Source organism: Curtobacterium sp. BH-2-1-1 (assembly GCF_001806325.1).
Classification (GTDB): Bacteria; Actinomycetota; Actinomycetes; order Actinomycetales; family Microbacteriaceae; genus Curtobacterium.
The window spans coordinates 1,997,133-2,020,821 of record NZ_CP017580.1 but is presented as its reverse complement, the minus strand read 5'-3'; the positions used below and the strand labels follow the sequence as shown (position 1 = coordinate 2,020,821).

Genomic DNA, 23,689 nt, shown 5'->3' with positions numbered 1-23,689 from the left:
TTCGCGAGGGCGGCTGGACGGCGGCAGACCGCAGGGTCAGAGGACGGCGTCCGCCCAGCGTGGGCCGGAGGCGGTGACGACCACACGGCGCGGCTCGTCGGGGACGTCGTCCGGGTCGAGGTCGTCCGGGGTGCTGTCGTCACCGGCAACCGCGTCGTCGGCACCGGTCGCGCGGACGATCTCGACGTCGAGGACGCTGTCCGAGATGCCGTCGACGAACCCACGCCCCCACTCGACGACGACGATCGAGGCGTCCCAGTCGAGGTCGAGGTCGTCGAGCTCCACCGGGTCGGACAGCCGGTAGGCGTCCACGTGCACCAGGTCCGGCCCGACCGAGGTCGGGTGTGTCCGGGCGAGGACGAACGTCGGGCTCGAGACCTGCCCGCGGGCGCCGAGCGCTGCGCCGAGCCCTCGGGTCAGGGTGGTCTTGCCGGCGCCGAGCGGACCGGTCAGGACGACGAGGTCACCGGCACGGAGGACGGCCGCGAGCCGAGCACCGAGTGCACCCATCTCCTCGGTGGTCCGGGCGGTGGTGTCGAGCAGCACGTGGGAGTCGGTCACCGTTCGCCCCGGAGGTACTCGGCGACGTGGCCCTCGACCCGGTGCCCTTCGTAGACGCGGGGCACCCGGGTGCCGATCCGGCAGACGATCTCCTCACCGATGGTGCCGAGCGCGTCGCCCCACTCGAGGACCGTCATCTCGTCGTGCTCACCCGTGCCGAACAGCACGACGGTGTCACCGACCCGGACGTCGTCGTCGCCGACGTCCACGAGGAACTGGTCCATCGCGACGCGACCGGCGATCGGGTAGCGCGTGCCGCCGATCGCGACCTCGATGCGGCCCTGTGCGAGCCGCGGGACGCCGTCCGCGTAGCCGACCGGGACGAGCGCGAGGGTGGTCTCGGCGGTGGTGCGGTACGTGTAGTCGTACGAGACACCGGTGTCGACGGGCACGCGCTTCGTCTTCGCGACCGACGCGGTCAGGGTCATCACGGGCTCGAGGCCGAGGTCGGCCGCCGAGACGCCGTCGGCACCGGGGATGCCGAACAGGTTCGCGCCCATCCGGACCATGTCCTTGCGGAACTCCTTGCGCTCGAGCCCGGCGAGCGAGGCGGCGACGTGCTCCGTCGGGATGTCGAGCCCGAGGTCGTCGGCCTGCTCGACCGCGTCGTCGAAGAGCGCCACGGCGGAGGCGTCCTCGTCGTCGGAGGACTCGGCGAGGTGCGTGTAGGCGGCCACGACCTCGATGCGTCCGTCACGCTGGGCGTCACGGGCGAGGGTCACGAGGGCGGGCCAGTGGTCCGGCGTCGAACCGTCGCGGTGCAGGCCGGAGTCGAAGCCGAGGTGCACCCGGGCGGGACGCTGGTCGACGGCGTCGATCACCCGCTGCAGCTCCGGCACGTTCGAGACGCCGAGGTCGACGGCGGAGTCGATCGCGTCGCGGAAGTCCAGCGCGGGGTCGTGCTGCCACGTGAAGAGGTGGACGTCCTCGCCGACGCCGATCGACCGCAGACGCAGGGCCGCGGGGACCGTGAGCACGCCGATCCACCGGATGCCCGCGTCCACCGCGGCGAGGGCGATCGGCTCGAGGCCGTGCCCGTAGGCGTCGGCCTTCATGATCGCCATCAGCTCGACCGGGTCCATCCACTCGCGGACCAGGTCGAGGTTGGCGCGGTAGGCGTCGAGGTCGATCTGGGCTCGGCGCAGCGGCGCGTTCACGAGGTCCTCCGTTCGACGCTGCGGCCGACCCGGGCGACCACCTCGTAGTTGATCGTGCCGACTGCGGCGGCCCAGTCCTCGACCGCGGGGTCGCCGTTCGCCGGGTCGCCCCAGAGCACGGCCTCGTCGCCGATCCGGACGTCGGCGTCGCCGATGTCGACGTGCATGGCGTTCATCGCCACGCGACCGACGACCGGGAAGGTGCGGTCGCCGATCCGTACCGAGACGCGGTTGCCGAAGTCGCGGTCGAAGCCATCCGCGTACCCGAGCCCGATCACGGCGAGCCGGGTGTCCGTCGTCGCACGCCAGGTGTAGCCGTAGCTGACGCCCTCGCCCGCGCGGACCGGGACCGTCCGGAGGACCGCGGCGGTCACGCGCATCGCGGGGCGGAGCCCGAGGTCGGCCGAGGTGCGGTCGGGGAACGGGCTGAGGCCGTACAGCGCGAGGCCGACCCGGGCGACGTCGTGCCGGGTCTCCGCGACGGCGAGGCTCGCGGCGCTGGCGGCGAGGTGCACCATGTCGGGAACGATGCCGTTCGCAGCGAGACCGTCGAGCGCCCGCTTGAGGGCAGCGTCCTGGTCGAGGTCGTCGGCACGGGAGGCGTTCGCCAGGTGCGACATGAGGCCTTCGATGCGGGTGCGGTTGCCGCTGCGGGCCAGGCGACCGGCGGTGGCGAAGAGCTCGGACCACTCGGACTCGACCGCGCCGTTGCGGCTCAGGCCGGTGTCGACGCAGATGTGCACCGCGGGGACCTCGGAGTCGGCGGCGGCGGAGAGCTGGTCGACGCTCGAGACCGCCGGGGTGATGCCGTACTGCGCGGCGCGTCGGAAGTCCTCGTCGGGGGCGTGCAGCCACGCCAGGATCCGGACGCCCTCGTCGATGCCGGCGTGACGGAGGGCGATCCCCTCGTCGATGTCCGCGACGCCGAGCCACTCCGCGCCGGCGTCCACGAAGGCCTGCGCGGACTCCGCTGCGCCGTGGCCGTAGCCGTTGGCCTTGACGACCGCGATGACGCCGGACGGAGCCACCTGTTCGGCGACGGTCGCGTAGTTGGCGATCAGCGCCTCCCGATCGACCGTGATGCCGGTGAACGCGCTCACGCAGATTCCCCTGTTCCTTCGAGGACCACGAACGCCGTCGCGATCCCTCCGTCGTGCGAGAGCGAGAGGTGCACGCTCGTCACCCCGCGCCCGTCCGCCACCTGGCGCGCCCCCTGGCGCAGCGTCAGCGACGGGTTCCGCTGGTCGTCGGAGACGACCTCGAGGTCCTGCCAGCTCAGCCCGGCGCTCGACCCGAACGCCTTGATCAGCGCTTCCTTCGCCGCGAACCGCGCGGCCAGCGACGCGATCGGCCGGGGTTCCCCGTCGCGGACGAGCTCCGACGAGGTGAAGAGGCGCGTGCGCATCGCGGGCGTCCGGTCGAGCACCCGCTCGAACCGTTCCAGGTCGACCACGTCGACACCGATGCCGATGATCATCGTGCGACTACTCGACGGTGACCGACTTCGCGAGGTTGCGCGGCTGGTCGACGTCGAGGCCCTTGGCCGCGGCGAGCTCCATACCGAACATGTGCAGCGGTGCGACCGCGAGCAGCGGCTCGAACAGCGGCGTCGCGAGCGGGATGCGCAGCACCTCGTCGGCGAAGGGCAGCACGGCGGCGTCGCCCTCTTCCGCGATCGCGATCACCCGGGCGCCGCGGGCGCGGATCTCCTGGATGTTCGAGACGACCTTGGGGTGCAGCGACCGTGGGTCGCGCGGCGACGGGACGATCACGAAGACGATCTGCCCCGGCTCGATCAGGGCGATCGGGCCGTGCTTGAGCTCACCGGCGGCGAAGCCCTCGGCGTGGATGTACGCGAGTTCCTTGAGCTTGAGGGCACCCTCGAGCGCGATCGGGTAGCCGACGTGGCGGCCGAGGAAGAGGACGCTCCGGGTGTCGGCCATCCAGCGGGCGAGGTCCTTGATGCCGGACGCGTCGTCGATGGTCTGCTGCAGCTTCGGTGCGAGGCCCTCGAGCTCGGCGACCTGCTCGGCGATCTGCTCGGCCGTGAGCGTGCCCCGCAGCGTGGCGAGGTGCAGCCCGAGCAGGTAGAGCGCGACGCCCTGCGCGATGAACGCCTTGGTCGACGCGACGGCGACCTCGGGCCCGGCGTGCGTGTAGATCACGGCGTCGGACTCGCGGGGGATCGTGGCGCCCTGGGTGTTGCAGATCGACAGGACCTGGGCGCCCTGCTCGCGGGCGTACTTCACGGCCATGAGCGTGTCCATGGTCTCGCCGGACTGGCTGATCGAGACGACCAGCGTGCGGTCGTTCAGCACCGGGTCGCGGTAGCGGAACTCGTGCGCGAGCTCGACCTCGACCGGGACGCGGGCCCACTGCTCGATCGCGTACTTGCCGAGGATGCCGGCGTAGGCCGCGGTGCCGCAGGCGATTACGATGACCCGGTCGACCTGCGCGAGGCGGTCGGCGATCGGGTCGAGGTCCGTCAGCGTCACGGCGCCGTCGTGCACGCGGCCGAGGATCGTCTTGGCGACGGCCTCGGGCTCCTCGCTGATCTCCTTCGCCATGAACGAGGTCCAGCCGCCCTTGTCGGCCGCCGAGGCGTCCCAGTTCACCTCGAACTCGCTCGGTGATGCCGGGGTGCCGTCGAAGTGGATGACGTCGACGCCGTCGGGGCGGATCGTGGCGATCTCGTCCTGCCCGATGGCGAGGGCGCGCTGCGTGTAGGCGACGAACGCGGCCACGTCCGAGCCCATGAAGTTCTCGCCGTCGCCGAGGCCGACCACGAGGGGGGAGTTGCGACGGGCGCCGACGACGACACCGGGCTGGTCGGCGTGCACGACGAGGAGCGTGAACGCCCCTTCGAGCCGCTGCACGGCCTGCTGCATGGCGGCGGTCAGGTCACCCGTCGCGCGGAACGACCGGGCGACGAGGTGTGCCGCGACCTCGGAGTCGGTTTCGCTGAGGAACGCGACGCCCTCGGCCTCGAGCCCGGCGCGGAGCTCGGAGAAGTTCTCGATGATGCCGTTGTGGATGAGGGCGAGCTTGCCGCCGTCGGCCAGGTGCGGGTGCGCGTTGCCGTCGGTCGGGCCACCGTGGGTCGCCCAGCGGGTGTGGCCGATGCCCGTCCCGCCGTCGGCGATGGGGTGCGATTCCAGCTCGTCCACGAGGGCCTGGAGCTTGCCCGCCTTCTTCGCCGATGCGAGCTCGTGCGACCCGTCCACGACGGCGATGCCCGCCGAGTCGTAGCCGCGGTACTCGAGCCGACGGAGACCACCGAGGAGGACGTCCTGGCTGCTGTTGCTGCCGACGTAGCCGACGATTCCACACATGGGGACGATCCTACGGTCTGGCTGGACGACGACCCTGCGAACCAGCAGGGCTGGGGATAACGTTTGGGACATGGGACGCTTCGACGACATCGCGATCACGACGCTGCACGGTGAGGACACCACGTTCGGGGCGTTCGCGGACAAGGCGGTGCTCGTCGTGAACGTCGCGTCGCGCTGTGGCCTCGCTCCGCAGTACGAGCAGCTCGAGGCGCTCCAGAAGGAGTACGGGCCCCGCGGCTTCACGGTCCTGGGCTTCCCGAGCAACCAATTCCTGCAGGAGCTCGGCTCGTCCGAGGCGATCGACGAGTACTGCTCCACCACGTGGGGCGTCACCTTCCCGATGTCCGAGAAGGTCAAGGTGAACGGCAAGAGCGCCCACCCGCTCTACCAGGCGCTCAAGGAGACCCCGGACGCCGACGGCAAGGCCGGACGGGTCACGTGGAACTTCGAGAAGTTCCTGGTCGCCCCGGACGGCACGGTCACGCGGTTCCGCCCGACGACGAAGCCGGATGCACCGCAGGTGATCGCCGCGATCGAGGCGGCGCTGCCCGCCTGATCGGGCACGCCGGGCCGGGGCGCGGACGTCGGACTGGAGGCGCGGATCACGCGAGCCGGTCGGCTCACGTGATCCGCGCCTCCCGTCTGTACGCTCGTTCCCATGCCGATCCCGGAGACCACCGTCGCGCACCCGACCCCCTTCGTGGAGATCCCGCGTGGCGAGTGGGCGCAGCTCGCTCCGAAGGAGCACCTGTCCCTCACCGAGACGGAGATCGTGCAGCTGCGCGGTCTCGGTGACCGCCTCGACATGCAGGAGGTGCAGGAGGTCTACCTGCCGCTGTCCCGCCTGCTGACGCTCTACGCGGCGGGCGCACGGAACCTGCACGCGTCGACGTCGGCCTTCCTGGGTGACCGAGCCGGGCGGACGCCGTTCGTGATCGGTGTCGCCGGGTCGGTCGCCGTCGGCAAGTCGACCGTCGCACGACTGCTGCGCGAGCTGACGAAGCGCTGGCCGGACACCCCGCGCGTGGAGCTCGTGACCACCGACGGGTTCCTCTACTCCAACGCCGAGCTCGAGCGGCGCGGGATCATGGACCGCAAGGGCTTCCCGGAGTCCTACGACCGCCGGGCCCTGCTGCGCTTCGTGAGCCAGGTGAAGAGCGGGGCAACCGAGGTCCGTGCGCCGTACTACTCGCACCTCGTGTACGACATCGTGCCGGACGCCGAGATCGTGGTGCGACAGCCGGACATCCTCATCGTCGAGGGCCTGAACGTGCTCGCGCCGCCGGTGCACGGGCGGCTGGCGTTGTCCGACCTCTTCGACTTCACGATCTACGTCGACGCGAAGACGAAGGACATCGAGGCCTGGTACGTCGACCGGTTCCTCGCGCTGCAGGAAGAGGCCTTCGCGAGCCCCGACTCGTTCTTCCACCGGTTCGCCTCGCTCTCCCGGTCGGATGCCGTGCAGACGGCGACCGAGGTGTGGCGGGCGATCAACGAGCCGAACCTGATCGAGAACGTGTTGCCGACGCGCTCCCGGGCGACCCTCGTGTTGAAGAAGGCGGCGGACCACAAGGTGTCGTCGGTGTTGCTCCGCAAGATCTGACGCGCGCGGGTGGGGGCGGCGCGGGCGCCGCGGGGCGCTGCGCCGAACCACGAATCCGACGTGGAACCGGGCGCGGGGGCTGGTGCGATGTCGCATCCGTGGTTCGACGCGGCTCGGCCGGTGCGGCCGGCGCCGCGCGCCGCCGCCGCGGGGCGGCTCGAGCTGCCGCCGCACAAGCGAAGTCCGTCGGAACCACGCATCTGCGAGGTTCCGACGGGCTTTGGTTGGGCGAGCGCGCGCCAGCGCGCGCCGCGCGCCTACGCCGCGTCGAGCGCCAGGCGCTCGCGCACCACGGCCGCGAGCTCCTCGGCGATCCGCTCGGCATCGGCCTGGGAGGCCGCCTCGACCATGACCCGCACGACGGGCTCGGTGCCGGACGGCCGGAGCAGCACGCGCCCCGCGTCGCCGAGTGCGGCGGTCGCAGCGGCGACGGCGTCCTGCACGCCCTGGTCGGCCAGGCCGTGCCGGTCCACCCCGCGCACGTTCACGAGCACCTGCGGGAACACCGTCATGCACGACGCGAGCTGCTCGAGCGTCTTGCCCGTCCGGGCCATCTCGGCGACGAGGTGCAACCCGGTGAGGATGCCGTCGCCGGTGGTCGCGAACTCGTTGAAGATGATGTGGCCGGACTGCTCGCCGCCGAGCGAGTACCCGCCCTCGGTCATCTTCTCGAGGACGTAGCGGTCGCCGACACCGGTCTCGAGCATCGTGATGCCCGCGTCCGCCATGGCCCGCTTCAGCCCGAGGTTCGACATCACCGTCGCGACGAGGGTGTCGGACGCCAGGCGCCCGCGCTCCTGCAGCGACAGCGCGAGGATCGCCATGATCTGGTCGCCGTCGATCGCGTTGCCGGCGGCGTCGACCGCGAGACAGCGGTCCGCGTCACCGTCGTGGGCGATGCCGACGTCCGCACCGTGCGAGAGCACCGCGCGGGCGAGGTTGTCGATGTGGGTGGAACCGACACCGTCGTTGATGTTCATGCCGTCCGGGTCGGCACCGATCAGGGTCACGCGGGCCCCGGCGTTGACGAACACCTCGGGCGAGACACCCGCGGCGGCGCCGTTCGCGCAGTCGAGCACGACGTGGATGCCGTCGAGCCGGTGCGGCAGCGTGCCGAGCAGGTGGACGACGTAGCGGTCCTCGGCGTCGGCGAACCGGGTGATCCGGCCGACGTCGCCACCGGTGGGGGTCGGTGCGGAGTGGTCGTGCATGGCCGCTTCGATGCGGTCCTCGACCTCGTCCGGGAGCTTCCGGCCGCCCGTGGCGAAGAACTTGATCCCGTTGTCGGGAGCGGGGTTGTGCGACGCGGAGATCATCACGCCGAAGTCGGCGTCGATGTCCGCGACGAGGAACGCCGCAGCGGGGGTGGGGATGACCCCGGCGTCGAGTACGTCGACGCCGGCGGAGGCGAGCCCGGCCGCGACCGCGGCACCGAGGAACTCGCCGGAGACGCGCGGGTCGCGCGCGAGGACCGCACGAGGGCGCGGTCGACCGGACGCCCGGCGGGCGTCCGCGTGGTGTCCGTGTGTGAGGACGGCCGCGCTCGCCTGGGCAAGACCCAGTGCGAGCGCGGCCGTCAGCTCGCCGTTGGCGAGACCACGAACCCCGTCGGTACCGAACAGACGCGGCATTGCGATCTTCAGCCGGTGACGACTAGCGCTTCGAGAACTGCGAAGCCTTGCGGGCCTTCTTGAGACCGGCCTTCTTGCGCTCGATGACGCGGGCGTCGCGGGTGAGGAAGCCGGCCTTCTTGAGGGTGGCGCGGTTGTTCTCGCGGTCGATCTCGTTCAGCGAACGGGCGATTGCGAGACGGAGCGCACCAGCCTGACCCGAGGGGCCACCACCGGTGATGCGAGCGACGACGTCGTAGGCGCCGAGCAGCTCGAGCACCTTGAACGGGTCGTTGATGAGCTGCTGGTGCAGCTTGTTCGGGAAGTAGTCCTCGAGCGAGCGGCCGTTCACGACGAACGAGCCGGAGCCCGGGACGAGACGGACGCGTGCGATGGCCTCCTTGCGGCGCCCGACGGCACCGCCCGAGACGTTGAGGATCTGACGGGGAGCGGCCTCGGAAGCGGCGGGTGCGCTCTCCGTGGTGAAGCTCTCCGGGGTCTGGTCGAGGGAGTCAGCGATCTGAGCCATGAGTTTTACCTAGTCCTTGGAAGTCGTCGTGGCCGGAACTACTGTGCGACCTGGTCGAAGGTGTACGCCTTGGGCTGCTGCGCCGAGTGCGGGTGCTCCGCGCCGGCGTAGACCTTCAGCTTCTTGAGCTGCTCGCGACCGAGGGTGTTCTTCGGGAGCATGCCGCGGATCGCCTTCTCGACGGCGCGGGTCGGGTGCTTCTCGAGCATCTCCGGGTAGGAGGTCGCCGTGAGGCCGCCCGGGTAGCCCGAGTGGCGGTAGTAGACCTTCTTCGCGAGCTTCGAACCGGTCAGGGCGACCTTGTCGGCGTTCACGATGATGACGTAGTCACCCATGTCCATGTGCTGGGCGAAGGTGGCCTTGTGCTTGCCGCGCAGGAGCGCCGCGGCGTGGGTGGCGAGGCGGCCGAGGACGACGTCGGTCGCGTCGATGACGATCCAGTCGTGCTGGACGTCTGCCGGCTTCGGGGAGAACGTACGAGTCACAGTGGTGCTGCTTTCGTGTCGAGGTGAGGAGTCCGTGAATCCCGCTCCGGTGGGTGTTCACGTGGGAGAACCCGTGTGAACGGCCCGGTGGAGGGCTCATCTGACTGTCCGGCGCACAGAGCGCGCAGACCAAGGTGAGAGTCTACCCGACGCACGTGATGGCGGTCAAACGGAGACAGGACGGACGGGAGGCGCGGTGCCGGCTGGCACCGCGCCTCCCGTCCGTGGGTGGAACGTCAGCCGAAGAGGCTCCGCAACCACGCGAGCAGGGCGGCGAGCGCCGCCAGCGCGTCCGCGATCGGACCGCCGTGGCCCGGGTTGCCGCCGTGTCCGGGGTCGCCGCCGGGGCCGGGGTTCCCGCCTCCCGGGGTGCCGACGCCCGGCAGGTCGATACCCACCACGACCGGGTCGTGGTCACTCGCCCGGTACACGTCGTCCTGGTACAGGTCCGTGACGTTGTAGTCGTACCGGCTGTACTCGAGGCCCACAGACTCAACCGAGTTGATGTTCCAGATGTCCACGCCGGTGACGGTCTCCAGCGCAGCAGGGGACGCGAACACGTGGTCGAGCGAGCCGCTCAGTCCACTGAAGACGTACGACCACTCGGACGCGTCCTCGGTCGGGCCGAGGTCCGTGTAGCCGGCGTCCTCGAGGGCGACGACCGGGTCCTCCTCGCTGTAGGCGTTGAAGTCGCCGAGCATGAACACCTTGTCGGTCCGCGCCTGGCGCTGCATCGCGGTCGAGAACGTCACGAGCGCCTTCGCCTGCTCGACGCGCGAGTGGTTCGACGCACCCTGCCCGTCGCCCTGGTCGGCGTCGACGCCCTCGCCGGAGCCCTTCGACTTGAAGTGGTTGGCGATGACCAGGAAGGTGTCCTTCGCCGACGGCTTCTGCGCGCCCTTGCCCTTGCCGGGCTTCGCGACGACCGGGGCGAAGGCCTGCGCGAGCGGCTGGCGGGCGTTCGTGAACGCCGTCGAGTCGGTGAGGATCGTCGACGAGCCGACCGGCTGCACGCGGTCCTTCTTGTAGATGAGCGCGAGGCGGATGACGTCCTCGCTCGACGGGAGCTTCGACGGGGACTTCGCGTACGCCCAGGTGTCCTTGCCGGTCGCAGCGTTGAGCGCGGCCACGAGGGTCGCCACGGCCGCGTCACGGTCCTGGCCGAAGCGCGCCGAGTTCTCGATCTCCTCGAGGGAGACGACGTCGGCGCCGAGGCCGTTGATCGCCTTGACGATCTTCACCTGCTGGCGGGCGAGGTCGTCGGCGTTCGCGGCACCGCGGGCGTCGCAGCCGCCCCGGACGGTCACGGGGTCGCCGTCGCGGTCGGTGTAGTACGTGCAACCGGTGAGCTGGTCGCCGGTCGTCGGGAAGTAGTTCAGGACGTTGAACCCGGCGAGGCGGATGTCACCGCCGACGTTCTCGGGCGCCGCGGTGCGGACGTCCGAGAACGACGCCGGCAGGTCGGCAGCCGGGGTGGCGCCGGTGATCGGCGACGTCGGCTGGAACTTCCACGAGTCGTTCCGGTAGTCGAGGACGACCGGCTCGCGGAAGGTCGCAGCGGCACCGACCGTGACCGGACCCTGCGTGAGCCACGACACCGGGATCGACTGGTTCGCCGCGCTGAGGAAGTTCGTGCTCGCACCGTCGTCGAGGACGACCTTGCGCGCCGCGTTGTCCGCGGTCACGGCGGCGGCCTCGGCACTGCCCGGACGAGCGACCTCGGTCGGCTGGAGCAGGCGCTGCTTCCCCGATGCCAGCACGACCTCGCCGTACTGGTTCGTCGTGTAGTTGTCCGCGACGGTGTAGTCGCCCTGCGGCGCCACGAGCATGCTCTCGAGCGACTCGCGCTGTGCGTCGGTGCGCGGGAACGTCAGCGTGGCCGGGACCGGCTGGACGACCCCCGCGGCGGGGAGCTTCGTCAGGCCGGCCGCGGTGGGCACGGTCAGCTCGGTCAGGCCGTTGAACTCGGACACCGTGCCGGTGAGGCGAACCGCGTCCCCGATCGCCACGCTGCCGACGGTCGCCGACGAGTAGACGAAGACGGCGTCGGAGGCGGTGTGCATCCCGAGGTCGAGCGCGCCGCCGGTGCCGGCGGTCTGGACCGTGTAGCCGTTGAAGCCGCCGGTGGCGTACACCGCGGTGACGACGCCGTCGGTCGTGACGGTCTTCCCGGCGAACGGCGAGGCATCGCCGGTGCCCTGCAGCTGCGCGATCGTGACCCGTTCGGCCGGGGTCGTGCCGCCGTCACCGGGGTCGGTGGGGTCGGTCGGGTCCGTCGGCTGCGTGGTCTCGCCCGCGGCGTTCTCCGGCGTGACGGTCGTCGTCACCCGGAAGTCGGCGGCGTTCGAGTCGGTGTCGGTCGTGCCCTGACGGGTGAGCGCGTCCGGGACGGCGTTCGCCGTGCCGGTCGGTGCGACCGCGGTCTCGAAGGTGTTCGACGTGCCGTAGCCGAGCAGGTCGACGACGCCGGGTGTGCCCGTCGTCACGGCGCCGGCGGGGAGTGTCAGCGCCGTCGCCTGGTCGGCGAGGACGAGGGTGCCGGTCGACCCGGAGGGGTTCAGCCCGGTGACGGCGTCCGGCTCGGGCAGCGCCTCGCCGTTCGTGCCGTTCGAGCCCATCTGCACGAGGTAGGTGCCGTGTGCGGGCACGGAGCCGGCGAGCTTGCCGACCGAGGGCGCTCCGGTACCGGTCGCCGCGCGGTACTGCACCGACCAGCCGTCGACGCTGACGGGGCTGTCGGTGGGGTTGCCGAGTTCGACGAACTTGTTCGTGAAGGGCTGGTTCGCGCTGCCGCCCTTGAGGTAGGCCTCGGCGATGACGAGCCCGGTGCCCTGGGGGTTCGCGGTGGCCGTGGAGACGGAGACGAGCGGAGCGGCGACGAGCGCGGCTGCAGCGGTGGCGCACAGCAGAGTGCGCCCGACGGATCTGTGCATGGTCGCACGGTACCGACCTGCGGGGCCCCTCAGGTTTCCGGCGGGTGAACGATCCGTTCCACCCCTGATCGGGGTGCAGGCGGCGGCGGTGGGCGATGCCCGGGGATCAGGACCCGATCGGCCGCCAGGTGGACCCGACGCGGTGCACGGCCGGCCCGTGTCCGGGGAGCAGGACGTCCGGGATCGGCAGCGCCCGCGCGGACTCGAGCGCTCGTTCCTGGTCGGCCGTGAAGAACGACGTGATCATGCGCGGCCGCGGCTCCCACGACGACGGCTGCGTGTCGTGCCGGCTGACGACGGCGTCCCCGGTGACGATCGCGTTCGCGGCGGGCAGCAGGTAGGCCGTGGACCCGTCGGTGTGCCCGGTGGCCGGCAGCGGCGCGATCGCCCGGCCGACGAAGTCCGCACCCGTGAGCGCGCGGGCGGTCGGCACCGCGGTGGGTCGCAGCGCGTCGGAGCGCACTGCGCGGGCGAGCCACCGGAGGACCCGGGGCGCGGCCAGTCGTCCGCCGATCTCGGCCGGCGTCACCTGCTGCCGCGCGGGCCCGCGCACGTTGTCGAGCTCGTCGGCGTGGGCGAGCACCTCGACGTGCGGGTACCGCTCGAGGATGCCGGGGATGCCGCCGACGTGGTCGACGTGCCCGTGCGTGACGTACACCCGGCGCAGGTCGTCGAGCTCGTGGCCGGCGTACCGCACGGTGTCGAGCACGAGGTCGGTGTCGGCCGGGTAGCCGGCGTCGATCAGTGCGACACCGTCCTCCTCGGCGAGGACCACCCAGTTCGAGACGGGCCCCTCGACGAACACCACCCCGGGTGCGACGGACACGACGGAGCGGGGTTCGCGGGAGGTCATCCCCCGACGGTACCGCCGTCGTCGGGCGCTTCGCGTCGCGCACGGGTCTGCGCCGCCCGCGCCGCGAGGTCGTCGTCCGCCGGGTACCCGACCTCGGTCAGGGTGAGGCCCTTCGCCGGCGCGACCTTGAACTCGCTCGTCCGGGCCTCGGCGATCCGCAGCTCCTCGAGCCGGTCGGCACCGAACCGGCCCTCGCCGACGGCGATCGTCGCCCCCACCATCGCGCGCACCATCGAGTGGCAGAAGGCGTCGGCCTGGAGGCGCGCCACCAGCACGCCGTCCGGCTCGCGGTCCCAGCGGAACTCCTGCAACGTCCGGATGGTCGTCGCCCCCTCGCGCGGCTTGCAGAACGTCGCGAAGTCGTGCAGCCCCAGCAGCCGCAGCGCACCGCGCTCCATCGCCGCCGGGTCCAACCGCGTCGGGTGCCAGACCGTGTGCCCCCGTCGACGTGGATCGCGCCAGGCGTCGGCGTCCGCGATCCGGTACGAGTAGCGGCGCCACAGCGGCGAGAACCGGGCGTCGAACCCCTCCGGCGCGACCGAGGCCCGGGTGACGACGACGTCCCCCTCCGGCGCCGCGATGCCGTTCACGCGCTTGACGAGCCCGTCCAGCGGCGAGCGCCCCGACCCCCGCTTGGCGGCCAGCGCGTCCCACTGCGCCGGTGTGAGGTCGAGGTGGGCGACCTGCCCCGTGGCGTGGACGCCCGCGTCGGTGCGCCCGGCCACGGTGAGCAGCGGCGGCTCGCCCCACCGGGTGAAGACGGTGGCGAGCGCGGCCTCGAGCGCGCCCTGCACGGTCCGGAGACCCGGCTGCCGGGCCCACCCGGAGAACGCCGCACCGTCGTACGCGATGTCCAGCCGCAGCCGCACGCCGCCACCGTCACCGCCGCCCTGCGGGCCCGCCGTCTCGTCCACCAGGCCACCGTACCGGGGCCGGACCGCGCCTCCTGGCCCCCGTGCTGACACGCGCCCCGCCCCGGTGTCAGTGCCACGTCAGTGCCGCGTGAGCGGGCCGCGGCACCATCGTGCTCGACATCGACGAACCACGTCGAGTCACCACGAAAGGACCTGCGCGAATGACCACCACACCGCTCGCGGTCGAGGCCGCCGGCCTCGTGAAGACCTTCGGGACGAACCGCGCAGTGGACGGTGTCGACCTCCGCGTGGAGGCCGGCACGGTCTACGGCGTGCTCGGCCCCAACGGCGCCGGCAAGACCACCACCATCTCCATGCTCGCGACGCTGCTCAAGGCGGACGCCGGCGAGGCCCGCATCTTCGGGCGGGACGTCCGCCGTGAGGCGCAGGCCGTCCGCTCCCTCATCGGCGTGACCGGCCAGTACGCGAGCGTCGACGAGACGCTCAGCGCGACCGAGAACCTCGTCATCTTCTCGCGCCTGCTCGGCCTGGGCCGCGCCGAGTCGAAGCGGAAGGCCGCCGAGCTGCTCGAGCGCTTCGGGCTGACCGAGGCGGCATCGCGTCCGTTGAAGAACTTCTCCGGGGGCATGCGTCGTCGTCTCGACCTCGCCGCGAGCCTCATCGCACAGCCCCCGCTGCTGTTCCTCGACGAGCCCACGACGGGTCTCGACCCCCGCACCCGCGCCCAGATGTGGGACACGATCCGGGAGCTCGTCGCGACCGGCTCCACCGTCCTGCTGACGACGCAGTACCTCGACGAGGCCGACCAGCTGGCCGACCGCATCGCCGTGATCGACCACGGCCGCGTCGTCGCCGAGGGCACGGGCGACGAGCTGAAGGCGTCCATCGGGTCGAGCTCGCTCCAGCTCCGGCTGGCCGACCCGCTCCGGCTCGACGCCGCGCGCACCATCGTGCGGAACAGCCTCGGCGTCGACGCGGTGGCCAGCCCCGAGGGCTCGCGCCTCACCGCGCCGATGTCCGACCCGGACCGCGTGACCGACCTGCTCGTGTCGTTCCGCGACGCCGGCATCTCCCTCGCCGAGATGAGCGTGCAGAAGCCCACGCTCGACGAGGTGTTCCTGCAAATTACCGGCGAAGCGGTGGTCGCTGACGCGTCCGCCGCCGCCGAATGGAGCATCGCATGACCACCATCGCCCCCACCCCCACCTCGGCGCCGCGGGTCGCCCCGCGCCCCGGCATCGGCGGCTCCGGACTCGGCGCGACCGTCCGACAGTCCTTCACGATGGCGTACCGCGGCCTGGTGAAGGTCCGTCGCACGCCCGAGCAGCTGTTCGACGTGACGCTCATGCCGATCGTCTTCACCGTGATGTTCACGTACATCTTCGGCGGCGCGATCGCCGGCGACGTGTCCAGCTACCTGCCCGTCATCATCCCCGGCATCCTCGTGCAGACGAACATCACGTCCTCGATCGTCACCGGTGTCCAGCTCCGCGAGGACATGGACAAGGGCGTGTTCGACCGCTTCAAGTCCCTGCCGATCGCCCGCATCGCGCCGCTCGCCGGTGCGCTGCTCGCCGACACGGTCCGGTACGCGATCGCCACCGCCATCACGTTCACGGTCGGGATCATCATGGGCCTGCGTCCCGAGGGCGGTGCCGCGGCGGTCGTGCTGGCCGGCGTGCTCGTGATCGTCGTCGCCTGGTCGATCAGCTGGATCTTCGCCTACTTCGGCGTGGTCGCCCGCACCGCGTCGAGCGTCTCCGGCATCGCCAACCTGGTGCTCTTCCCGCTGACGTTCCTGTCGAACGCGTTCGTCCCCACGGACACCCTGCCCGGCTGGCTGCGCTGGTTCACCGAGGTCAACCCGATCTCGCACCTCATCACCGCGGTCCGCGAGCTGATCAACCACGGCGCCGTCACCGGTGACCTCTGGATCAGCCTGCTCGGTGCCGCCGTGGTGGTCGCCGTGTTCGCGCCGCTGACGGTCCGCGCCTACATGCGGAAGGCGTAGCGGAGGTCCTCCAGCAGCGTCCTCGCCCGCGCGACGGCCTCGGTCCGGTCCCATCCGGCCGAGGCCGTCTCGGCGTCCGCGACGCGGGCCGCGCCGAGCGCGTCGACGAGGAGCGGCCGGAGCCGTCCGTGGGCGAGCACCGCGAAGTCCTGCCGGGTGCCGAACCGCATCGCGGCGCCCCAGCACCGGGCCGCCTCGGCCGGACGGTCGCTGCGCGCCGCCGCGACCGCGAGTCCCGCCAGCGTCGTGCCGATGACGGGCAGGTCGAGCCACCACGGGTGGACGCGGATCATCACGAGTGCGGCCTTCCGGATGCGGCGAGCGACCGCGCGCTCGTCGGCCTGGAGGCGCGGTGCGGCTCCGTCGGGCGCGCCGAGCGCCGCCTCGTCGACCGCTGCGATCCGCGCCGCGCCCGCCATCACGGTCCAGTGCGGTGTCGCCTTCCGGTGCGGCAGCACCCAGTCCCACGCGGCCGTGTACTGCGCGGCGGCAGCGTCGAGGTCGCCCTCGAACCGGAGGCACTCCGCGCCGATCGCGACCGCGAGCACGCCGATCTGGGAGCGGTCGCCGTCGAAGCCGCCGCGCCCCGCGACCGGTCGGTGCTCCAGCTCGGCGGCGATCGACCGGGCGGTGTCCACGGCGCCGGTCGCGGCCGAGCAGAGCCCGACGGTCCAGCCGATCTCGTACAGGTCGTCCTCGGCGCCGAAGCGCTCGAGCTGCTCACGGGCTCGGTCGGCGTTCGCGAGGGCGTCCGCGTACCGGCCGGTCTGGGCGAGGAGTTGCGTCATGGTGACGGCCACGGTGCCGATCGTCCACGCGTCGGCGGTGCGCTCCGCGAGCGTCTGCGCCCGGGTGGCGTACCGGAGGGCCGCCGCGAACTCGCCGTCGTTCTCGGCGAGGGGCGCGCTGAGCATGTTGGCGGTGCCGGCCACGCCCTCGTCGGGGTCGTCGCGGAGGCGCGCGAGGAGCGCGGTGCCCGCCGCCGGACGCCCGAGCGTCAGGAGCAGGGCCACCTGTGCGTCGAGCACCGGGAACCCCGTCGTCCCGACGCGGCGGAGGTGCCGGAGCGTGGAGATCGCCCAGGCGGCGGTCCGACGGTCGTCGAACGCCGAGGACGCCCCGGCGACGACGAGTCCGACGTGCACCGCGGCGACGTCCTCGGCCGCGGGCGGACCCGAGCGCAGCACCGCGACCACGTCGGACGCGATCGCGGTGACCTCGCCGTGGGCACCCCGGAGCGTCCAGTAGGCCCCGAGGGCGGCGAAGACGTGCGCGGTCGCCGAGGCGTCGTCGGCGCGGAGGCTCCAGCGGAGCAGGGTCACGAGGTTGTCGGCCTCGCGCTGGACCTCGTGGAAGCGGTCGAGCTGCTCCGGGCCGGTGAGCGTGAAGAGGTTCCTGGCGGCGGCGAAGTCCCGCCCCCAGCGGATCATCGCCGTGCGCACGGCCTCGGTGGCACCACGTTCGTCGAGCCGTGCGGCCCCGAACTCGCGGACGGTCTCGAGCAGGCGGTAGCGGACCGGCTCCCCCTCGACCTCGACGAGCTGCACGAGGGACTGCTCGACGAGCTCGGCGAGGTCGTCGAGCGCATCGTCCCGGCGGTCCGGCGCGGCCACGGCCTCGACGGCGTCGACCGCCAGGCCGTCGGGGAACAGTGCCAGGCGGGTCAGGAGGTCCTGCGCGCCCGCGTCGAGCAGGCGCCAGCTCCACTCGATGACCGCCAGGAGCGTGCGGTGCCGCTCCGGCGCGCTGCGGTCGCCGCCGCGGAGCAGCGCGAACCGGTCGTCGAGCCGGCGCTCGATCTCGTCGATGCTCATCCCCCGGATCCGCGCCGCGGCCAGCTCGATCGCGAGCGGCGACCCGTCGAGCCGCGTGCAGATGCGGCGGACGGTGTCCACGGGCAGCACGGCCCCGGGTCGGGCGGCCCGGGCGCGCTCGGTGAACAGCCGGACCGCGGCGCCGTCGGCCTCGACCGGGAGGGGCGCGAGGGGCGCCACGACCTCGCCCGCGATCGCGAGCGGTGCGCGCGAGGTCGTGAGGATCCGGAGGTCGGGGATGCTCGCGAGCAGGTCGGCGGCGAACCCGGCGACGTCGCCGACGAGGTGCTCGCAGTTGTCCAGGACGAGGACCGTCGGGGCCTCCCCGAGCGCCCGCCCCACCCGCGCACGCAGGTCGGCGACGACGACCTCCCGCAGCGCCCGGGCGGACCGGAACTCGGCCACCCCGAGCAGGGCACCGAGCGCGGGGACGACGTCCTCGGCGGTGGCGATCGGCGCGAGCTCGAACACCACCACGCCGGTGGTCGGCGGCACACCGGCGGCGACCGCCTGCGCGAGGCGGGTCTTGCCGAGCCCACCCGCACCGAGGATCGTGACCAGCCGGTTGCGGGACAGGAGGTCCGTGACGGCGGCGAGGTCCTCCTGCCGCCCGACGAGCGTGTTCGGCGCGGCCCGCAGCCCGACCCGACGAGCGCGACCGGAGTCGGCGGCGGACCGGCGGAGCAGGTCGGCGTTCAGCCGCACCAGGTCGGCCGAGGGGTCCGCGCCGAGCTCGTCCGCGAGGCGGTCGCGGTGCGTCGCGAACGCGGCGAGCGCCTCGGCGTTCCGGCCGGCGGCGACCAGCGCGCGCATGCACCCGGCGACGGCGACCTCGTCGAACGGGTTCGCCTCGGACTCGGCGAGCCACAGCGCTGCCGCCTCGGCCGCGTCCCCGCGGTCGAGGAGGAGTTCGCCCAGCCGGCGTCGGAGCGCACGGCGGGCAGTGGCCGCGCTGTCGGCGAGCGCGGCGCCGAGGTCCCCGTCGACGTCCGCGCCGGGGTCGCCCCGCCAGCCGTCGAGTACTGCCCGGACCACCGCGACGTCCTCGCTGGCAGCCGCGCGCTCGGCGGACGTCAGGTCGACCGAGCCGGGGTCGACCCCGAGTGCGTACCCGGTGCTGGTCGACACGACGACGCCGTCGGCCGTGCTGCGCCGGAGCCGGGAGACGAGGGTCTGCAGCGCTGCCCGGGCACCCCGCGGCTGGTCGTCGCCCCAGAGCTCGTCGATGAGCGCCTCGGTCGTCACGGCGTGTCCGCGCGCGAGCACCAGCGCGACGAGGAACGACCGCGAAAGGGCACCGGGCACCGCCGTCGGCGCTCCCGTCGGGTCCGCGACGGTGACGGCCCCGAGGACGGCGACGCGTGGCGGTTCGGACACGTCCCGAGTCTAGGTCGAGCGTCGGACGTCAGCCGCGGGCGTTCCGGAAGGCGGACGGCCCCGTGCGGGTGTCCAGGTCGTTCGTCGCCCGGCGCTCGGACTCCACGATGCCGCGCATCGCCACGAGTGCGGCGGACGTGACCGCGACGTGCGACGGGTTCTCGCGCGATGCGTCCAGCGCCCGCTCGACCTCGGCGATCGCGTCGTCGCCCGCCTCTTCGGGGCGCTCGCCGCGGACCATGCACGCGAGCTCACGGAGGGCCGTCGCGAGCGGCTCGGCGAACTCGGGGTCCGGTCGCCCGAGCCCCTCCGACACCGGACCCGACCGGGCGACGAGCTCGGTGAGGTCCGTCGTGTACCAGGCGACCCGCTCGAGGGCACGGAAGCGGGCACCGTCCTGCTCGAGCCGTGCCTGGGACCCACGGAGTGCTCCGCGCGGGTTCAGCCGGCGGCTCTCGTGCGCGATCGACACCCGGGAGCGGACGTCGGCGATGGCACGGTCCAGTCGGTCCTGCTGACGGTCCCAGGCCCTCTCGTCGCGCTCGCCCCCTGCGAGGACCTCGGCGAGCCCGTCCAGGTGGTCCGCGAGCACCTGGTTGACCGCGTCGATCCGGTGCTCGGCGTCCCAGAATCGCAGGGGCGGGAAGACGAGGAAGTTCACCAGGAGGCCCACCACGACCCCGACGGCCATCTGCACGAGGTACCCGAGCGAGTACCCCTCGGCGTGGGCGCCACCGACGAGCAGGACGAAGAGCGCGGCGGTGGACACCCAGGAGCTGCCCTCGCCGAGGACGCGGAACCCGCCCACGAGCACCCCGATGCCCACCGCCAGCGCGATCGCCAGGAAGCCCGGGTCACCGACCCACATCGTGAACCCGGCGATGACGATGCCGAGCGCGATGCCGACGAGCGTCTGGACCCCGCTCCGGATGCCCGCGAACACCGTCGTCTGCATCGCCACGACGGCACCGAGCGGTGCGTAGTACGGGTACTCCGCCGCGACCCCGGGCATGTGTCGCGCGATGAACCACGCGAGGACCGCCGCGACGGCGGCCTTCGCGGCGTGGAGCAGGCGCGGTTGCGTCCCGGAGGTCCGGCTCCACCGCCAGACCCGGGTCCCCACACCCGCGATGTGCTCGAACTGCATCGGTCCCTCTCGTCGTGTCGGCCGGTCACGATACGGTGCCGCGCCTGTGAGACGGAGCCGGTCCGCGTTCTGCGGCTCGGCCGCCTGTGGGCCAGGAGGGACGGGGGGGGCCCGCACCGCGCCTCCAGGCCGCCGTCCGGTCACCCCCAGGACGCGACGAAGCCCCCGCAACGCGTGTTGCGGGGGCTTCGTCGTGGTGGGCTGTGACTACTTGTCGTCCGACTTCTCGGCGGCGTCGGCCTCGACCTCGGCAGCTGCCTCGGTCTCGGTCTCCTCGGCGACGGGAGCGGACTCCTCGGTGGTCTCGGTCTCCTCGACCGGGGCCTCGTCGGTGGTGTCCTCGGCGGCAGGCTCCTCGACCGGAGCAGCAGCGGCCGGGGCCGCGTCGCGCTTGACCGGGGCCGGCGTGCTCGACACCGGCTCGAGGACGAGCTCGATCGACGCGAGGGGAGCGTTGTCGCCCTTGCGGAAACCGAGCTTCGTGATGCGGGTGTAGCCGCCCTGACGGTCCTCGACCTGCGGGGCGATCTCGGTGAACAGCGTGTGCACGACGGACTTGTCGCGCAGGATGCTGATCACGCGACGACGCGCGTGCAGGTCGCCACGCTTCGCGAACGTGATGAGACGCTCGGCGACGGGACGGAGGCGCTTGGCCTTCGTCTCGGTGGTCGTGATGCGACCGTGCGTGAAGAGGGCGTTGGCGAGGTTGCTCAGGAGCAGGCGCTCGTGGGCGGGGCCGCCACCGAGGCGGGGGCCCTTGGTGGGCTTCGGCATGTCAGTTCTCCAGTGGTGAAAGTGTTGCGCGCTGCGTCAGCGGCGCGCGTGCGCGTCAGCGCGAGGTCAGTTGTTGGACTCGTCCTCGTCGTACCCGCTGTAGAAGTGGGCGCCGTCGAATCCGGGGACGGTGTCCTTGAGGGACAGGCCGAGCTCGGTGAGCTTGTCCTTGACCTCGTCCACCGACTTCTGACCGAAGTTGCGGATGTTCATGAGCTGCGTCTCCGACAGGGCGACGAGCTCGGACACCGTGTTGATGCCCTCCCGCTTGAGGCAGTTGTAGCTGCGGACCGACAGGTCCAGGTCCTCGATCGGGGTCTGCAGCTCGTTCGAGAGCACGGCGTCGACCGGCGCGGGGCCGATCTCGATGCCCTCGGCCGCGGTGTTGAGCTCGCGGGCGAGCCCGAACAGCTCGACGAGCGTCCGACCTGCCGACGCGATGGCGTCGCGCGGCGTGATGGCCGGCTTCGACTCGACGTCGACGACCAGGCGGTCGAAGTCCGTGCGCTCACCGGCACGCGTCGCCTCGACGCGGTAGGTGACCTTGAGGACCGGCGAGTAGATCGAGTCGATCGGGATCTGACCGGCCTCGCTGAACTCCGAACGGTTCTGCGTCGCCGAGACGTAGCCACGGCCACGCTCGATCGTCAGCTCGAGCTCGAAGCGCGCGGTGTCGTTCAGGGTCGCGATGACGAGGTCCGGGTTGTGGATCTCGACGCCGGCCGGAGCGGAGATGTCCGCTGCGGTGACCTGACCGGCACCCTGCTTGCGCAGGTACGCCGTGATCGGCTCGTCGTGCTCGCTGGAGACGACCAGGCTCTTGATGTTGAGGATGATCTCGGTGACGTCTTCCTTGACACCGGGCACGGTGCTGAACTCGTGGAGGACGCCGTCGATGCGGATGCTGGTGACAGCCGCGCCGGGGATCGAGGAGAGGAGCGTGCGGCGCAGCGAGTTGCCGAGGGTGTAACCGAAGCCCGGCTCGAGCGGCTCGATGACGAAGCGCGAGCGGAACTCGGAGATCGTCTCCTCGGTCAGGGTGGGGCGCTGTGCAATGAGCACTGTGGGATTCCTTTCGGCGGAGTGTCCGCTATATGACACTCGGCGGTACGACGGGGCCGACCGGGCCCCGACGGGTCTGTTGAGTTGTGATCACGCGCACGCGCTTGCCAGGACGGCACGGCCTGCGCGATCGAACGACCAGGAATGGCCGCGGGCCCTGCTCGCTCCCGTCAGGGGACGAGCAGGGCGCGGCCGGTTGCTCCTCGCGTCAGACGCGACGGCGCTTGGGCGGGCGGCACCCGTTGTGCGCCTGCGGCGTGACGTCGTTGATCGAACCCACCTCGAGGCCAGCGGCCTGGAGCGAGCGGATCGCGGTCTCGCGGCCCGAACCCGGACCCTTCACGAAGACGTCGACCTTCTTGACGCCGTGCTCCTGCGCCTGACGCGCAGCGGACTCGGCGGCGAGCTGCGCCGCGAACGGCGTCGACTTGCGCGAACCCTTGAAGCCCACGGCACCCGAGGACGCCCAGCTGAGGACGGCACCCGACGGGTCGGTGATGCTGACGATCGTGTTGTTGAACGTGCTCTTGATGTGGGCCTGGCCCACGGCGACGTTCTTCTTCTCCTTGCGGCGCGGCTTGCGCGCGGCAGTCTTGGGGGTAGCCATCGGGGTCTCCTATCGAGCCTTCTTCTTGCCTGCCACGGTGCGCTTCGGTCCCTTGCGGGTACGCGCGTTGGTCTTGGTGCGCTGACCGCGCACCGGGAGACCACGACGGTGGCGAAGACCCTCGTAGCTACCGATCTCGACCTTGCGGCGGATGTCGGCTGCGACCTCACGGCGGAGGTCACCCTCCACCTTGAAGTTGCCCTCGATGAAGTCACGGAGGGCGACGAGCTGGTCGTCGGTCAGGTCCTTGACGCGGATGTCACCGGAGATACCGGTCTCGGCGAGTGCCTGGACCGCGCGGGTACGGCCGACGCCGTAGATGTACGTGAGTGCGATCTCCACGCGCTTCTCGCGCGGGATGTCGACGCCTGCTAGACGTGCCATGTGATGGCTGCTCCTGTTGTCGATGGAGGTGTGGAGCAGTACCGGTGCTCGGGCCTCCGACCCGAGGTGTCCCCGCTCGCGCGGATCTTGGTACTGCGTTCGATGTTGAGTTGTGGATCCTGCTCGCAGCCGCCCGAGGGCGATCGCGTCAGGCAGCCGGGACTAGCCCTGGCGCTGCTTGTGACGCGGGTTGCTCTTGCAGATCACCATGACGCGGCCCTTGCGGCGAATGACACGGCAGTGCTCGCAGATGGGCTTGACGCTGGGGTTGACCTTCATTGTTCTTTCCTCGTGCTCGCTGGCTTCGTGCTCGGCAGGGTTGCCGGGCCGTTCCTTTCCAGCTCGCGGATCACTTGTAGCGGTAGACGATCCGGCCGCGGGTCAGGTCGTACGGGCTCAGCTCCACGATCACGCGGTCCTCGGGGAGGATGCGGATGTAGTGCTGGCGCATCTTCCCGGAGATGTGCGCAAGGACCTTGTGTCCGTTGGTCAGCTCAACGCGGAACATCGCGTTGGGCAGAGCTTCGAGCACCGAGCCCTCGATCTCGATGACGCCGTCTTTCTTGGCCATAGCC

The 23,689-nt window shown here is 71.8% G+C and carries 23 protein-coding genes; 4 read left to right on the top strand and 19 right to left on the bottom strand.

Going from position 1 to position 23,689, the window contains the following annotated elements:
* Positions 1-36: 36 nt before the first annotated feature.
* From tsaE to glmS, 5 genes are read right to left on the bottom strand one after another with little or no spacing between them, the layout of a single operon-like run.
* The gene (gene tsaE, locus BJK06_RS09620; RefSeq protein ID WP_374930681.1) at positions 37-561 is read right to left on the bottom strand and encodes a tRNA (adenosine(37)-N6)-threonylcarbamoyltransferase complex ATPase subunit type 1 TsaE; all 525 of its coding nucleotides are present in this window, start codon (positions 559-561) and stop codon (positions 37-39) included.
* Positions 558-1,718 carry an alanine racemase gene (gene alr, locus BJK06_RS09615; RefSeq protein ID WP_070417704.1) on the bottom strand — a complete coding sequence of 387 codons (1,161 nt, stop codon included), beginning with the start codon at positions 1,716-1,718 and terminating at the stop codon, positions 558-560. The genes tsaE and alr (BJK06_RS09615) overlap by 4 nt, the downstream gene beginning before the upstream one ends.
* Positions 1,715-2,818: an alanine racemase gene (gene alr, locus BJK06_RS09610; protein WP_258027611.1), complete on the bottom strand. Its 1,104-nt coding sequence runs from the start codon at positions 2,816-2,818 to the stop codon at positions 1,715-1,717. The genes alr (BJK06_RS09615) and alr (BJK06_RS09610) overlap by 4 nt, the downstream gene beginning before the upstream one ends.
* A complete protein-coding gene (locus tag BJK06_RS09605; RefSeq protein WP_070417702.1) occupies positions 2,815-3,195 on the bottom strand; it encodes a holo-ACP synthase in 381 nt (126 codons plus the stop codon). The genes alr (BJK06_RS09610) and BJK06_RS09605 overlap by 4 nt, the downstream gene beginning before the upstream one ends.
* Before the next feature lie 7 nt (positions 3,196-3,202).
* Complete coding sequence (gene glmS, locus BJK06_RS09600) at positions 3,203-5,050, bottom strand: glutamine--fructose-6-phosphate transaminase (isomerizing) (protein WP_070417701.1); 1,848 nt, start codon at positions 5,048-5,050, stop codon at positions 3,203-3,205.
* Between the two features lie 70 nt (positions 5,051-5,120).
* Here glmS and BJK06_RS09595 point away from each other — a divergent pair, with 70 nt between their 5' ends.
* On the top strand, positions 5,121-5,606 hold the full coding sequence (locus BJK06_RS09595) for a glutathione peroxidase (RefSeq protein WP_070417700.1): 486 nt from the start codon (positions 5,121-5,123) through the stop codon (positions 5,604-5,606).
* A 102-nt stretch (positions 5,607-5,708) separates the two neighbouring features.
* Positions 5,709-6,653: a type I pantothenate kinase gene (coaA, locus tag BJK06_RS09590; RefSeq protein ID WP_070417699.1), complete on the top strand. Its 945-nt coding sequence runs from the start codon at positions 5,709-5,711 to the stop codon at positions 6,651-6,653.
* A gap of 257 nt (positions 6,654-6,910) precedes the next feature.
* On the opposite strand, the gene glmM is transcribed toward coaA, so the two are convergent.
* The 6 genes from glmM to BJK06_RS09560 all read right to left on the bottom strand — a co-directional run bounded on the left by glmM (position 6,911) and on the right by BJK06_RS09560 (position 13,977).
* Positions 6,911-8,284 carry a phosphoglucosamine mutase gene (gene glmM, locus BJK06_RS09585; RefSeq protein ID WP_070417698.1) on the bottom strand — a complete coding sequence of 458 codons (1,374 nt, stop codon included), beginning with the start codon at positions 8,282-8,284 and terminating at the stop codon, positions 6,911-6,913.
* A 22-nt stretch (positions 8,285-8,306) separates the two neighbouring features.
* Entirely contained in the window at positions 8,307-8,792 is a 486-nt protein-coding gene (gene rpsI / locus BJK06_RS09580; protein ID WP_022906971.1) for a 30S ribosomal protein S9, read from the bottom strand.
* A gap of 38 nt (positions 8,793-8,830) precedes the next feature.
* Positions 8,831-9,277: a 50S ribosomal protein L13 gene (gene rplM / locus BJK06_RS09575; protein WP_022906970.1), complete on the bottom strand. Its 447-nt coding sequence runs from the start codon at positions 9,275-9,277 to the stop codon at positions 8,831-8,833.
* 236 nt (positions 9,278-9,513) lie between these two features.
* Positions 9,514-12,210, bottom strand: coding sequence for an ExeM/NucH family extracellular endonuclease (locus BJK06_RS09570; protein WP_070417697.1), 2,697 nt, complete (start codon positions 12,208-12,210; stop codon positions 9,514-9,516).
* Between the two features lie 106 nt (positions 12,211-12,316).
* Positions 12,317-13,063, bottom strand: a complete 747-nt coding sequence (locus tag BJK06_RS09565; protein WP_070417696.1) for an MBL fold metallo-hydrolase — start codon at positions 13,061-13,063, stop codon at positions 12,317-12,319.
* Positions 13,060-13,977, bottom strand: a complete 918-nt coding sequence (locus BJK06_RS09560; protein ID WP_258027610.1) for a tRNA pseudouridine(38-40) synthase TruA — start codon at positions 13,975-13,977, stop codon at positions 13,060-13,062. The genes BJK06_RS09565 and BJK06_RS09560 overlap by 4 nt, the downstream gene beginning before the upstream one ends.
* A 161-nt stretch (positions 13,978-14,138) precedes the next feature.
* Between BJK06_RS09560 and BJK06_RS09555 the strand changes: the two genes are divergently transcribed.
* Together BJK06_RS09555 and BJK06_RS09550 are read left to right on the top strand one after the other, a co-directional pair.
* Positions 14,139-15,122, top strand: a complete 984-nt coding sequence (locus tag BJK06_RS09555; RefSeq protein ID WP_070417695.1) for an ATP-binding cassette domain-containing protein — start codon at positions 14,139-14,141, stop codon at positions 15,120-15,122.
* Positions 15,119-15,949, top strand: a complete 831-nt coding sequence (locus BJK06_RS09550) for an ABC transporter permease (RefSeq protein WP_070417694.1) — start codon at positions 15,119-15,121, stop codon at positions 15,947-15,949. The genes BJK06_RS09555 and BJK06_RS09550 overlap by 4 nt, the downstream gene beginning before the upstream one ends.
* Here BJK06_RS09550 and BJK06_RS09545 read toward each other — a convergent pair.
* From BJK06_RS09545 to infA, 8 genes are all read right to left on the bottom strand, one after another.
* Positions 15,931-19,140, bottom strand: a complete 3,210-nt coding sequence (locus tag BJK06_RS09545; RefSeq protein ID WP_070417693.1) for a BTAD domain-containing putative transcriptional regulator — start codon at positions 19,138-19,140, stop codon at positions 15,931-15,933. The two genes, BJK06_RS09550 and BJK06_RS09545, sit on opposite strands and share 19 nt — an antisense overlap.
* A 28-nt stretch (positions 19,141-19,168) precedes the next feature.
* On the bottom strand, positions 19,169-20,287 hold the full coding sequence (locus BJK06_RS09540) for an aromatic acid exporter family protein (RefSeq protein WP_070417692.1): 1,119 nt from the start codon (positions 20,285-20,287) through the stop codon (positions 19,169-19,171).
* Between the two features lie 207 nt (positions 20,288-20,494).
* A complete protein-coding gene (gene rplQ, locus BJK06_RS09535) occupies positions 20,495-21,061 on the bottom strand; it encodes a 50S ribosomal protein L17 (protein WP_070417691.1) in 567 nt (188 codons plus the stop codon).
* Between the two features lie 66 nt (positions 21,062-21,127).
* Complete coding sequence (locus BJK06_RS09530; protein ID WP_022906362.1) at positions 21,128-22,123, bottom strand: DNA-directed RNA polymerase subunit alpha; 996 nt, start codon at positions 22,121-22,123, stop codon at positions 21,128-21,130.
* A 208-nt stretch (positions 22,124-22,331) separates the two neighbouring features.
* The gene (rpsK, locus tag BJK06_RS09525) at positions 22,332-22,730 is read right to left on the bottom strand and encodes a 30S ribosomal protein S11 (RefSeq protein ID WP_017885507.1); all 399 of its coding nucleotides are present in this window, start codon (positions 22,728-22,730) and stop codon (positions 22,332-22,334) included.
* Positions 22,731-22,739: 9 nt separating this feature from the next.
* Positions 22,740-23,114 (bottom strand): 30S ribosomal protein S13, encoded by a 375-nt coding sequence (gene rpsM / locus BJK06_RS09520; protein ID WP_058728274.1) that lies wholly within the window; start codon positions 23,112-23,114, stop codon positions 22,740-22,742.
* A 162-nt stretch (positions 23,115-23,276) separates the two neighbouring features.
* Positions 23,277-23,393 (bottom strand): 50S ribosomal protein L36, encoded by a 117-nt coding sequence (gene rpmJ / locus BJK06_RS18245; RefSeq protein WP_022903266.1) that lies wholly within the window; start codon positions 23,391-23,393, stop codon positions 23,277-23,279.
* 70 nt (positions 23,394-23,463) lie between these two features.
* Positions 23,464-23,685 carry a translation initiation factor IF-1 gene (infA, locus tag BJK06_RS09515; RefSeq protein WP_017885509.1) on the bottom strand — a complete coding sequence of 74 codons (222 nt, stop codon included), beginning with the start codon at positions 23,683-23,685 and terminating at the stop codon, positions 23,464-23,466.
* Between the last annotated feature and the right edge of the window lie 4 nt (positions 23,686-23,689).

Coding starts and splice junctions, on each gene's coding strand:
- BJK06_RS09605 (WP_070417702.1), bottom strand. CDS start 3,195: ATGATCATCGGCATCGGTGTCGACGTGGTCGACCTGGAACGGTTCGAG.
- glmS (WP_070417701.1), bottom strand. CDS start 5,050: ATGTGTGGAATCGTCGGCTACGTCGGCAGCAACAGCAGCCAGGACGTC.
- BJK06_RS09595 (WP_070417700.1), top strand. CDS start 5,121: ATGGGACGCTTCGACGACATCGCGATCACGACGCTGCACGGTGAGGAC.
- coaA (WP_070417699.1), top strand. CDS start 5,709: ATGCCGATCCCGGAGACCACCGTCGCGCACCCGACCCCCTTCGTGGAG.
- glmM (WP_070417698.1), bottom strand. CDS start 8,284: ATGCCGCGTCTGTTCGGTACCGACGGGGTTCGTGGTCTCGCCAACGGC.
- rpsI (WP_022906971.1), bottom strand. CDS start 8,792: ATGGCTCAGATCGCTGACTCCCTCGACCAGACCCCGGAGAGCTTCACC.
- BJK06_RS09570 (WP_070417697.1), bottom strand. CDS start 12,210: ATGCACAGATCCGTCGGGCGCACTCTGCTGTGCGCCACCGCTGCAGCC.
- BJK06_RS09565 (WP_070417696.1), bottom strand. CDS start 13,063: ATGACCTCCCGCGAACCCCGCTCCGTCGTGTCCGTCGCACCCGGGGTG.
- BJK06_RS09555 (WP_070417695.1), top strand. CDS start 14,139: ATGACCACCACACCGCTCGCGGTCGAGGCCGCCGGCCTCGTGAAGACC.
- BJK06_RS09550 (WP_070417694.1), top strand. CDS start 15,119: ATGACCACCATCGCCCCCACCCCCACCTCGGCGCCGCGGGTCGCCCCG.
- BJK06_RS09540 (WP_070417692.1), bottom strand. CDS start 20,287: ATGCAGTTCGAGCACATCGCGGGTGTGGGGACCCGGGTCTGGCGGTGG.
- rplQ (WP_070417691.1), bottom strand. CDS start 21,061: ATGCCGAAGCCCACCAAGGGCCCCCGCCTCGGTGGCGGCCCCGCCCAC.
- rpsK (WP_017885507.1), bottom strand. CDS start 22,730: ATGGCTACCCCCAAGACTGCCGCGCGCAAGCCGCGCCGCAAGGAGAAG.
- rpsM (WP_058728274.1), bottom strand. CDS start 23,114: ATGGCACGTCTAGCAGGCGTCGACATCCCGCGCGAGAAGCGCGTGGAG.
- rpmJ (WP_022903266.1), bottom strand. CDS start 23,393: ATGAAGGTCAACCCCAGCGTCAAGCCCATCTGCGAGCACTGCCGTGTC.
- infA (WP_017885509.1), bottom strand. CDS start 23,685: ATGGCCAAGAAAGACGGCGTCATCGAGATCGAGGGCTCGGTGCTCGAA.